We start from the raw sequence: 11,602 nt of genomic DNA, 5'->3' as shown, positions 1-11,602 counted from the left end.
CCAATGTCTAAATCTATATCTCAGTGTCTAAAATCACACCTGAATGTCTAAAATTAAGCTTAAATGTTTAAAAATCTGCCTGAATGTTTAAAAATCTGCCTGAATGTCTAAAAATTTGTACTGAATGTCTAAAAATTTGTACTGAATGTCTAAATAATACCAAGCCTTTTCACCTATCTGTTAGCTTCCAAGTCTTACCTCGTGCTGTGATCTTATTCTCTCTGCGTAAACTTTGTAGTAGGTTTCGTACTTTGGCTTTTTTTTGCTGCTCGGATAACACGTCTGGTAGCTTTTCAAAAAGTATCTCATCAAATACTGCCCGTTTCACTTCACCGAAGTCTTCAAGGCATTGCAAGATAATATCTTTATAATACTGATTATCAAACCCTTTGTTTTTAATGTAAGTTGCCATCTCATCGGTCTGTTTCGCGATGTGCTTGGCGATATGATAGTTTGGTTTTCTACCTTCGATCAGCTGACGGTTTTTAAGATATCTAACTTCATAGTCGTTTAGCAGCTTACCCTTTTGTACTTTATCGAGTAGGATAATATCCTCAAGCGATAGATTAGGCGATTGCGCCAGCTTTTGCGCATAAGCGGGATCGATAATCTTACCGTAAATGGTTACCTCAACCTTGTTGTTGGTCAAGTCGTATTCTGGTAATGGAAAGAACTTGTTGCGCTGAATCATAAACATCTTTTTGATGCCGCTACCGATGGTGTCGATCATATTTAGGTTGACCATCGCATCAACTAAAAACTTGTTACGATAGCGATGCTCAGGAGCGTCTTTTTTGACCACCGCTTCAACACTGACCGGGATAAACCGCCCTTCGTTTTTTATGACTAACCTACCGTCCTCAAACTCAACAAGGCTCACGCGGCCGCCACGTGTGTAATCTTGGTGGGCGATGGCATTGTTCAAGGACTCCCTGATTAGGTAGGGGTCATACTGATCCACTTCTTCAGGAAACAAGGTATTGCCTTGCATATAGCGATACTTGAGATTACGAACTTTACCGAATACTTCATCGACGGCCAGCAATAGCGGACAGCTAAAGTGTTCATAATCCTTCTCAACGCCGTCTTTATCTTTCAGTATCCAAGTGACTTTTGCAGAAGCGGGGTTAATTAAATACTCAGATTCGCTCTTGCCTAGTAATAAAATAGCAGCGCGGGTGATTTGTCCTTTGATGGTCAGCTTGGCTTTATCCAAGAACTTACGATCATCCCAATCTTTCATTTCTTCTTTAAACTTGGAGTTTTTGTCAGCAAATCTAAGCCGCGCGAAGGCAATAGCGTCAGGGTCGAGATCATCAATGCTGGCGTCCAAGATGGTGTACCGACTCCAATCAACCTGCGATGGTGCGCGCATGGTCTCAAGCTCATTGAGATTTAACGCGCCAAGCGATGAGCCATCGCGCCCGTAGTAATGCCCGTCGAAGGCAATGGGCATGCCTTGCGGCGCGGCAGGTATCTGTAACAGTAGCACTCTGCCATTGGGGTGGTCGACATCATGAATAGGCGTAAAGGTCACACGCCCTGTCATACGGTCGGCCACGTCTTTTTTTAGCTTATCTAATAACGCGTCATCCGCGTAGGCTTGTGTGCCTACGATATGTTTATCATCATCAACGCCAAATACCAGCCACGCGCAATCCTTTGCCTTTAGGTTGGCTTCGTTGCTAAGCGCTGAGAAGTACTTGCATAACTTCTTAAAGTCATACTGCGTCTTGGCTTCTTTAAACTCAACGACTTCATTTTCGTTGGTCTCAAGCAGCTCGGATAATTGGTTGATGGCATTGGGCATGAGGGTCACTTAGCTGTCTGTGTTGATGATAATAAGGTTAGCTGACCTTTATCTTACCTGTCACTGCTTGGTTGATCAGGATGGTTTTGTATTCTTTTAGGCGGTCGATTTGCGATTCATACTTTTGAGCAGTATTAGGAAATTTAGAAAGTTGCTCTTTAAGATAATTTGAAATTGCTAATATCTCATCTTCAGGTGGAACGGGTAGCATTACATTACCCAGATTACCTCTCGATAGTTTAGGTTGTGCCGCACCCGTTATATAAATAGTATAATCACATAGACTCAAAAGATTAGACCAAAATGTAAAACCTTTATATTTTGGTTTTAGAATATGAGCATGATTATTAACCCAATATTTACCTTCTGCTACGAATGCTAAGGGCGTTGATTTACTTAGTAAATTTGCACCATCTTCAGCTATTAAAATAAGCTTTTCGTCAAAAATATAATCGTTCACATAGTCAATAATTCCACTAGCACCATAATAAGGGTAAATTCCTTGCATATAACCCCTTTCATCAGCACTTATAGGTATTCTTCTATAGTTGAGAAACTCGAATAAATATCTCAATGAAACTAATTCCCAATGCTCAGGAATTTCGCCAATCCAATCAACGCCGCTATCTTTCATCGGCACATCAGGATTTAGCCCTTTGGTCACCGCATTTTGAATAACGATTTGCTTATATTCTTCAAGCTTGGCGATCTGCTGTTGTTTTAGGGTGATGGCTTGGTCAATTTGGGTTGTTTTATGTTCAATAAATTCAGTTATTTTTACCTGATCATTGTAAGGTGGTAGGGGTAGTTCTAATTTAGAAAAATCATTATATCTAAAATCCGTTGAACGTTCTCTTATCCCCTTAGCAAGAGAAAGTATGAAGCCACGTAAAGCCATACTACGCATGAAATACATGTAATAATACGGTGATATTCGATCAGGCTCTTTAGGAACGCATACTGAATAAACTGGTGTGGACTTTCCTTCAGAATCCGAAACGCCAATTGCACCTGCGAAAGCGTCCATTTGGTGAATAACTAAATCACCTTTTCGGATGCCTTGGTAGCCATGTTCTTTTAATGCATTTGTAAACCCATCAGTTCTACGGTTAGACCTTAAAGTAACTTCGCCATCACGAAAGCAGGTAACGATTCCGTCATCTTTTCTAATAGGTCGATCCATTTTATTAAATAGCCACTTTCCTTTTTCAGTACTCCACTCTTCAGGAATCTCACCTAACCAATCAACACCGCTATCTTTATAGCTGTCATATCGCGGGCAATCTATTTGCGTTAAGTCATTTGTTATCTTTATTGTCATTACGCTTAGCTCCAATGTGGCACATATCTGGCAGACCGAGTACCCGCCGTTGGATCATACATTTTTATCACGCCAGCTTCGATGGCTTGCTTGATAACCCGACTGATCATCGCGCTGTTTTTTACCTCAATTCCAAATCGCTCTCGCAGCGTAGAGTTATTCATCGCTTCATGACTGATATATTTTAATGATGCATGCAGATAGCAGGCTCGAATACGTTCTTCTTTATCCAAATCTTTAAACTCTCGATGCGCAAACAAGGTTATCTTAGTAAACTCGTCTGACATCTCAAACAAAGGGGCGGGCAGTTGATAAAACTCAGTCTCAGCGACGACTTTATCAATACCAGAGCCACGCTCTTCACAGATACCAATGCGCCGCATTAGCGAGGCAATGCCCTCGTTGCGACTGCGGGGCGGCTTATCCATCAAGCGGTCGATGGCAATCAAAGAAGATCCTGGGTTGATAATCTCGATACGGTGTTCATAAATTTCGATTAACGGGCTTGTGCCTGTAATATTAAAGTCTTGATGGATTAAAGCATTGGCAACCAGCTCTCTAAGTGCCAATTCAGGATACATAGGCACTTCTCGGCGAAACGCATCGCCGATGATCTCATTACTTGGCAAGATAAGTTTCAGACTTTTTATAACATCCTCGTAACCAATGGCATAGCCTTTATTTGAGGTAATCTCACGAACGGTCTTTAATTTATTATTACCATGATAAACGATGACACGTAACGCTTTACGAGCTAACGATTTAAAATCAGACAACTTATGGGCGAATAATACAGCGCCTAAATTGGTAATATCCCACAGTCCAGAATCTGTCTTTTTGATAAGACTGTCATCAGCAAGAGCTTCCATAATAGTGTCATGGTTTTCGGGCAGGGGTGCGTCAAGCAATTGGAAATAACTGGCATAGTCGAGCAGACTCAGTACTTTCTCTTTACTCTGCTGGTGCATTGCAATTTGTTCTTCAAAAGGCGTTCTATCAAAAACACGCCATAGCTCCCGTTCTTTTTCTGGAAAGTCGCGTAGCTTTTTGGTATAAGAGCCTATTCTTACGTATTCCACACCATCAAAACGCACAGGAGTGGTTGAGGCAGATTGGATCTCCAAAATAACAATGGGCTTGGCATCAAGCTCAAATTCATAAAACCGAAAGTTAAGTTTTGGTGTCAGCTTTTGTAGTAGCCAGCTTTCTAGCTCTTGATTGTTCTTTCGTGTTTGGCTCGGCGTAAAGCGTGTGCCGACGACGTCATGACTTTTGTCATCAAGCCCCCAAACCATATAAGACTGTTTTTTGCCGATAAGCGCTGATGTATTGGATAAGGCGGAGATGTTCTTCCCTATCATATCAGGATCTTCATTATTTACCTTAAACTCTACCCATTCGGTCTCACTCGGTAGTTTTGCCAACTCAACCGTCAAAGATTGTAATTTATCAATTTTTTCAAACATGGTTTTCTCTTTATTAATAGGTGTCAGTCAAGCAGCGCTCAAGCAAGTTAGATATGCGCAAGCCCTTATATTTATAGGCTTTGCCACTAATATTTCGTGACTTACTACCTTGTCAGTCAAGCAACGGTCAAGCAAATAAGATAAGCGCAAGACCTTATGTTTACTAGCTTTCTTAACCCTATTGAATGAAATAACACCCTGTCAGTCAAGCAACAGTCAAGCAAATCAATGATGAGACAAGATGGCTTGAATCAAGCCATCTGCTTGCTGCTCAAGCTCAACCAGCTCGCCTGCGACCTCGCTTAATGAGCGTAGCGGCTTGTGCTGATAGAAGTATTTATTGAAGCTGATCTCATAGCCGATCTTGACGCTATCACCGTCGATCCATGCCTCATCGACGTGCGGCTTGACCTCATTTAGGTAATACTCATGGATGCTCGCGCCTAGCGGTATTGACTCAGAATCGCGCAGATCTGAATTTGATTCGTAGATGACGTATTGATTGGGCTTGGCATCCTCAATCCCCACGCTTGCGGCAGGATAATAACCAAAGTCGGGCAAGTCATCGATGCTACAGCCTAAATGCGTGGTTAATGCGTCAAGCTTGTCAGACTTAAGGGTACTTATGGATTTGATGACCTTTGCGCCGCTCTCATCGTACCAGCTGACCGCATTGAGTATTTGCTTATGCTCAGTGGCTTTAAGCTTAATATCGTTGACTTTGAGCGTGCTTTTGACCAAATCAGTAAATACATTAAAGTCAGTATAGAGCGTATCTGCGCTGTGATCGTGACTTAGATCATTGCTGATCGCATCACGAATGACGGTGGCATAGTCCAGTATCGCACGCTGATCTTGCCATGTACTAAAGTTCATCAGTTTTTTACGTTGATTGGCAGACAGTCCAAACGCTTCTTTTTCTGACCACTCTTTTAGCACGTCTTTTTGACTGGTAAAGAAAGCTTTATCGTAGAGCTTGTCACCAAACTCATCATACACTTGGCTCATTGCCTCATGGATTTGATTATCAAAGCGTAGGCTTGCGATCAGATCATCCCGCATTTGCGCATGGCGGCGGTCAGGGCGCTCGATACTGACTTTATAATAGCCAAAGTCCTGATTATCAAATACCTGACTGGCGATACCGATAGGGTCGCCTTTATCGTTAAAGTCATCGGGCTGACGCGTCACGGTTGCCATATCAAGGTAGGTTTGAGTAATGGCGATGATATCTGCTGGGCTAAACTCGCAGTTTTTATCGCCTAAGTTTTTGCGAAGCTTGCGATACATTTGGCTGGCGTCAATCAGTTGTACTTTGCCTTGGCGTGATTGGGGTTTTTTATTGGATAGCAGCCAGATATAGGTAGTAATGCCAGTGTTATAAAACAGATTGTTTGGCATTTGGATAATGGCTTCTAGGTAATCGTTTTCGATAACGTAACGGCGGATGTTACTCTCACCTGAGCCTGCATCCCCTGTAAATAAGCTTGATCCATTATGCACTGAAGCAATGCGCGAACCTTGGCTACCGCTATCGGTCGATTTCATCTTATCAACCATTTCCATTAAGAATAACAGCTGACCATCGCTTGAGCGCGGGGTGGCAGGTTCGGTGCTGACCACGCCCCAATAATCAGCCAGATCTACGGAAAAGCGGCTATCAGCCACTTCTTTGCCGTCCATGATGTCTTTTTTGTCATTTGACCAGCTTTTGCCGTATGGCGGATTGGACAGCATATAGTCAAAGGATTTACCCGCAAAGCTGTTAGACGATAAGGTAGAGCCAACCTTGATGTTTTCAGGGTTATTGCCCTTAATCATCATATCCGACTTACAGATGGCGTAAGTCTCATCATTGATCTCTTTACCATAGAGATAAATACTGCGGTCAAAGCCTTCGCTTGGGTACTTCTCAATAATGAAGTTTTGTGACTCGGTGAGCATGCCGCCGCTACCACAGGCAGGATCATAGACAGTAATACTTGGCGGTAGGTTGCCTTGTAATGGGTCAAAGATAAGATGAGTCATTAGCTCAATAACTTCACGCGGGGTAAAATGCTCTCCCGCCTCTTCGTTGTTTTCTTCATTAAACTTGCGAATCAATTCTTCAAAAACATAACCCATGCCCAAGTTACTCAAGCCTTGGATTTTATTGCCGTCAGGGTCAATTTTTTCATTAGGCGAAAAGTTCATGTAAGGAGAGAGAAACTGCTCAAGCACGCCGAGTAATACTTGCTTATTAGCCATGTGTTTAAACTGTGCAAATAAGTCAAAGCATTGGATGATTTCTTTGACGTTGTCGCTATAGCCGTGCAGATACTCTTCAAGGTTTGCCAGTAAAATGGACTGATTATTACTGACTGTTTCACTCAAGCTTTTGAGCGTCCATTTGCTAGTATTATAGAACACGTAGCCTGACGCATCCTTGAGCCCGTCTTCGTCCACTTCCTCAAAACCTGCCTCTGCTTGAAACGCGACTTCTTCTAATACTGTATCTTTGGTTGGCTCAAGTAAGCTATCCAAGCGGCGCAGTACCACCATAGGCAAGATGACATCACGGTACTTACCTCGGACGTAGACGTCTCTTAGATAGTCATCAGCGATAGACCAAATAAAGGCGATCAGTTTGTTATGGACGGTTTGTAGCTGCTTAGGTGTGGATTGACTCATGGAATGGCTCGGTTTTTGGAATAAGTGGTTCAAACCGTCTAGTATAAGGAGCTGGCTTGTTATAAAGCAAATATTGATTTTTGCTTGGTTGATACCTATGTATGCCTTAGCGATTGAAATCGTAATAATATTATTCAATTACAGGTTATAAGGAAAGTACGATGGGTGATCCTCGCGGTGATGACTATATGGAAGGTTATTATGAGCTTACACCAGAAGAGCAACAGCTTGAAGATGATATTACTGAACAAATGGCAAAGCAGGGTTTAACCCATGATGACTTTGAGGGAGAAGTGCCTTTTGGAGCATTTGTTGATTTAAAGCGATAAAATTCTTGTCGGTGTTAGACAAAGAGCCTTTCCCAAAAACTGTGTAACTGCTTATAATCCAATAACAGGAGAATAAGCAATGACTAACCAAACTGACATCAAGAAACTAGCTGAGCAAATGGCTGGTAGCATGAAAAGCTTTGATGACATCAAAGACTTCCAAAAGCAGCTCATGCAATCCTTTATCGATACTGCCTTAGAGGCTGAGATGGAAGATCATCTCGGCTACCCCAAGCATGAGAAAGCAGATAAACCAAACAAGCGCAACGGCCACACTAAAAAGACAGTCCGCAGTGATACAGGCGATCTTGAGATATCCACCCCAAGAGACCGCGGTGGCAGCTTTGAGCCTGTACTCGTTAGTAAGCATCAAACTCGTATCTCAGGGCTTAACCGTGTTCTTTGGTTATCCTAAAGACATCAGAAAAGCCATTTATACGACCAATGCTATTGAATCATTAAATAGCGTGATTCGTACAGCTGTGAATAAGCGTAAGATATTTCCATCAGACAAGGCGGCGTTTAAGGTTGTCTATCTAGCAACTCAGCAGGCTTCTAAAAAGTGGTCGATGCCCATCCGTAACTGGACGTCTGCTCTTAATCGCTTTATGATTATGTTCGATGAGCGCGTTAGTAAGCATTTAATCTAAATTGCAGTTACACAGAATTCGGGATGGGCTCCACTAGTTGAGGGTTTTTTTATAAACTAACAGACACAAAAAAGGGCACTATTATTCAATAATGTCCTCAATATTCAAAGTAACTTTATTATCCATACAAAAGCTATTTATTAGTCAATAACTTTTCTATATCTATTACCGTCAGAGTCCACACCTGAAATTACTGTTCGGCCACCTAAGTCCTTATGGATAGTTTGATTCCATCTTCTTCCATCAGCATCAACACCTTCTTGAATAATATCACCTCCTAGTGACTTTCGAGTACTCTGACTCCATCTACTGCCAGTACGAGGATTATAGCCCCTTACCTCCGTTCCTCCTGATAAAGTATTCTGTATGGTGTATTGATTGCCATATTCGTCAGTGCAACGTTTGCCACTCAATAGTTCGGTACATTCAGCATAAGTAGCTGACGAAATTAAAAGTGAGGCTAGTATTAATATAACTTTATTCATAGATTCGTCTCCTAACTTAGTAAAAGTAAATATACAGTAATTCAGGAGAAAAAAGAAAGCATAAATAAGTTGATGTGCTTTTAAGTCACTCATAGAAATGGCTTTATTAACTTAAAGTCCAAAGTTGAACCTACGAATGAAATCTAGCTAAATGCACTTAATCTAGGGAGACCTTCCTAAATTTTGTGTAAGTATTTAATCTAAACGTCAGTTACACAGAATCTGGGATGGTCTCTAGACAAAAAAAATAAGCCGCATTAAGCGGCTTATTTTTAGATAGTGCTCAATGAAACCGAGCAGCTATCTTATCTTCAATCCACTGAGCGACTTCGCTTTCAACCCATGCTACGCGCCCCTTTGATAGCTTTACTTGAATAGGGAAAGTTGGATCGTAACGATTTGATCTTTTATCAAGCATATCGTAAATAGTTGTACTACTAAGCCCTGTATAGTGCATAACTTGCTTTAAGGGTAGCATACGAGGTATTTGTGGCATGCTTGATGCTGATACATTTTGCTGAGTATTTGCGTTTAACTGTTCCATGATTCTCTCCTTGTAAGTGAATGAGAGCGGTATCTCTCATATACTTACCGAGTCCCATAATTTTTTATGACACCCCATACAGTCCGATGTTTAAACTTAGATGAAGCAATAAAAAAAGGAGCTGATCAAATCAGCTCCTTTCTATGCCGTTTATCTGTCACGAGTTAGCTCACCGCTGTCACGCTTTGGCGTAGGCTTTTGGCAATACTTCGCGTATTAGACTGCTTATCACTTTGATGGTTAAGTGGCTGACTGGGCGTTAGAACACGATCATCAGTTAGCGGATAAAACTCTTCCATTACCTCACTTGCCTCATCGTCGACCTCAAAGCATGAATTGGCATAACCAAGCGTGGCAGCTTGCTCTAACGCGCTTTGATCAAATCCGTGTTCGCTCAGCTCATGATCAATCGCCTTAGCCTGTTGTACCGCGTCTTTGAGCGTCACCTCATCACGTAGCGTGAGATCTACGAAGTAAATGGGTGTGCGATAGCTTTGCGTGGTGCTTTTACCTCTTAGCGTTAATTGCAGTGGTAAACATGACAGCTTATTACCGGACACGGCGGCAAAGTAGCGCAGCCTTGCTGCAAGCGTACGAATACTATTAAAGCCCGTCGTACGAAAGATAAACGTGCCGAGCTCATCATCCTCTGATAGATTGACGTATAGACGACCGTAGGGTTTACAAGCGCCGCCTTGCGCGAGTGGGCAGCGATCGGGCGACGGACAAGGCAGTTGCTCCACGCCATTGTTGGTACGGCGCTGACAGTGTTCGCCATCACCGACACACAACGGGCGACCCGTTTGCCGATCAAATAGCGTGTACTGAGCACGTAGGTTTAGATCAGGATCATTAAACAGCATGCGTACGGGTATTTGTCGCAGCTTACTGTCATTACTTTTACGCAGTTTGGCATCAAGTGGATGATTGACCCAGCCGTCCTTATTCTGCACTTGGCTGGTAATAGTGAATTGATCGTCTTTCGCAGGCAGACGCTTGCCGTCTTTATTGATGACGCGTCCAATGCTAATACGACCAAGTACGGGCGGGGTTATCGTTAGACCTTTAATCATAGCGGTATTCCTTATTTGTTTAATAAATAGATAAGACATAAAAAAAGCCCACCGATTAGGGTGGGCTGTTATATGCTTGCTTCGATTGATTGGTTCTGATTGATTAATAGATGCGTGAATAGTTAAGTGACTGGCAACTTAGTCGTTTAACACCACAAAGCGTCTGCTACCTTGGCGAGTTTTACTAAATTTATCCATCAGCTCAGGATGGGCTTTAATGACTGCTTTGCTATCTAAACCGACACTGTCTTTCGAGCGCTTCCATGAGATCGCGCCCTTGTCAAAGACCGCCACCTCATTGTCTTTAATGAGGCTTTGCAGTTGATGTTTAACTTGATCGTGGCGCTGCTCTAGATCTTCGATTGACGCGCGATAGCTAAGCAGCTTATCGAACAGCTTATTTGCGCCCTCATCACTCTTAAAGTCTATCTTGCTTGTAGGCTTAGGCTCAGGATAAAGCAGCTTAAGCGCACGAGCGGCTGACTCAGAGTGATCAGGCGTGGGTGGAGTATCCGTCTCCACGTACTGCCAGAACAGACGCTCATGCTCAATAATTGATGCAATCAAACGCTCATCACGCTCAACCTTATAGATCTTTGCTTCGTGTCCGTAAAGCAGGACACAGATATGAGCGGCTTGTTTACCAGTAACGGCTAGTTGATGTTGCACTTGGCATGTAACGTATAGCGGTACGCCATCTCGCCATAATTTCGCGCCATGCTCACCAGTGGTTTTGCATTCCAGTATTTGTACCTCATCGCTACCTGTTACCGCATAGTCAAGATTGGCAAGCATAAAATGATTATCAGCGTCAGGATGCTGCAAGATAGCATTGACCCGCCGTACCTTATTGCCTGTCTTTTCTTGATAGTATTTTGCTACCATCGGCTCTAAAGTATTGCCCCAATACAGTGGCGCATAGCCTTCTATGCTCTCATCGATATCTGAGCTCATGCGTCCGGTCTTCATCATCCATAATTCAAGCATCGACAAATATGGATGAATACCGCAAGCAGAAGCAGCGTCACTACTGCCTATGCCTTGTTTGCGAACGGCTAACCACTCTTCACGGCTTAAGTTTTTGGTATTGATTAGGCGCTTGGGCTGAGATGATGTAGTTTGCTTAGATTTCTTTTCACTAGGGCTAGGTCGGTTAGTCTTAACATTAATAGTAGCAGTCGGCTTTGTGTGCTTAGATTGCATCGCTTTACGCTTACGACGACTTGGCGGAATGGTTGTGTTTAATGCGATAGT

At 42.7% G+C, this 11,602-nt stretch carries 9 protein-coding genes and 1 pseudogene; 2 read left to right on the top strand and 8 right to left on the bottom strand.

The features are described 5' to 3' along the window. Positions 1 to 169: 169 nt before the first annotated feature. From QL919_RS03935 to QL919_RS03920, 4 genes are all read right to left on the bottom strand, one after another. Positions 170 to 1,810, bottom strand: coding sequence for an RNA-binding domain-containing protein (locus tag QL919_RS03935; protein WP_290188278.1), 1,641 nt, complete (start codon positions 1,808 to 1,810; stop codon positions 170 to 172). A 37-nt stretch (positions 1,811 to 1,847) separates the two neighbouring features. Then, the gene (locus QL919_RS03930; RefSeq protein ID WP_290188277.1) at positions 1,848 to 3,131 is read right to left on the bottom strand and encodes a restriction endonuclease subunit S; all 1,284 of its coding nucleotides are present in this window, start codon (positions 3,129 to 3,131) and stop codon (positions 1,848 to 1,850) included. A gap of 5 nt (positions 3,132 to 3,136) precedes the next feature. After that, positions 3,137 to 4,597: an ATP-binding protein gene (locus QL919_RS03925; RefSeq protein WP_290188276.1), complete on the bottom strand. Its 1,461-nt coding sequence runs from the start codon at positions 4,595 to 4,597 to the stop codon at positions 3,137 to 3,139. A gap of 225 nt (positions 4,598 to 4,822) precedes the next feature. After that, positions 4,823 to 7,267, bottom strand: a complete 2,445-nt coding sequence (locus QL919_RS03920) for a class I SAM-dependent DNA methyltransferase (protein ID WP_290188275.1) — start codon at positions 7,265 to 7,267, stop codon at positions 4,823 to 4,825. Between the two features lie 161 nt (positions 7,268 to 7,428). Here QL919_RS03920 and QL919_RS03915 point away from each other — a divergent pair, with 161 nt between their 5' ends. Together QL919_RS03915 and QL919_RS03910 are read left to right on the top strand one after the other, a co-directional pair. Then, positions 7,429 to 7,596, top strand: a complete 168-nt coding sequence (locus QL919_RS03915; protein ID WP_290188274.1) for a hypothetical protein — start codon at positions 7,429 to 7,431, stop codon at positions 7,594 to 7,596. Positions 7,597 to 7,675: 79 nt separating this feature from the next. Beyond that, positions 7,676 to 8,246, top strand: a pseudogene (locus QL919_RS03910) (transposase). 140 nt (positions 8,247 to 8,386) lie between these two features. Here QL919_RS03910 and QL919_RS03905 read toward each other — a convergent pair. The 4 genes from QL919_RS03905 to QL919_RS03890 all read right to left on the bottom strand — a co-directional run bounded on the left by QL919_RS03905 (position 8,387) and on the right by QL919_RS03890 (position 11,551). Continuing rightward, entirely contained in the window at positions 8,387 to 8,824 is a 438-nt protein-coding gene (locus QL919_RS03905) for a hypothetical protein (RefSeq protein WP_290188273.1), read from the bottom strand. Between the two features lie 190 nt (positions 8,825 to 9,014). After that, on the bottom strand, positions 9,015 to 9,275 hold the full coding sequence (locus tag QL919_RS03900; RefSeq protein ID WP_290188272.1) for an AlpA family phage regulatory protein: 261 nt from the start codon (positions 9,273 to 9,275) through the stop codon (positions 9,015 to 9,017). Positions 9,276 to 9,439: 164 nt separating this feature from the next. Next, complete coding sequence (locus QL919_RS03895; RefSeq protein WP_290188271.1) at positions 9,440 to 10,348, bottom strand: hydrolase or metal-binding protein; 909 nt, start codon at positions 10,346 to 10,348, stop codon at positions 9,440 to 9,442. Positions 10,349 to 10,486: 138 nt separating this feature from the next. Further along, positions 10,487 to 11,551, bottom strand: coding sequence for a lambda-exonuclease family protein (locus tag QL919_RS03890; RefSeq protein WP_290188294.1), 1,065 nt, complete (start codon positions 11,549 to 11,551; stop codon positions 10,487 to 10,489). Between the last annotated feature and the right edge of the window lie 51 nt (positions 11,552 to 11,602).

It is taken from the genome of Psychrobacter sp. APC 3426, assembly GCF_030408035.1.
In the GTDB taxonomy this organism is placed as follows: Bacteria; Pseudomonadota; Gammaproteobacteria; order Pseudomonadales; family Moraxellaceae; genus Psychrobacter.
Note: the sequence above shows the minus strand (reverse complement) of the source record. Positions and strands in the feature narration are given on the sequence as shown.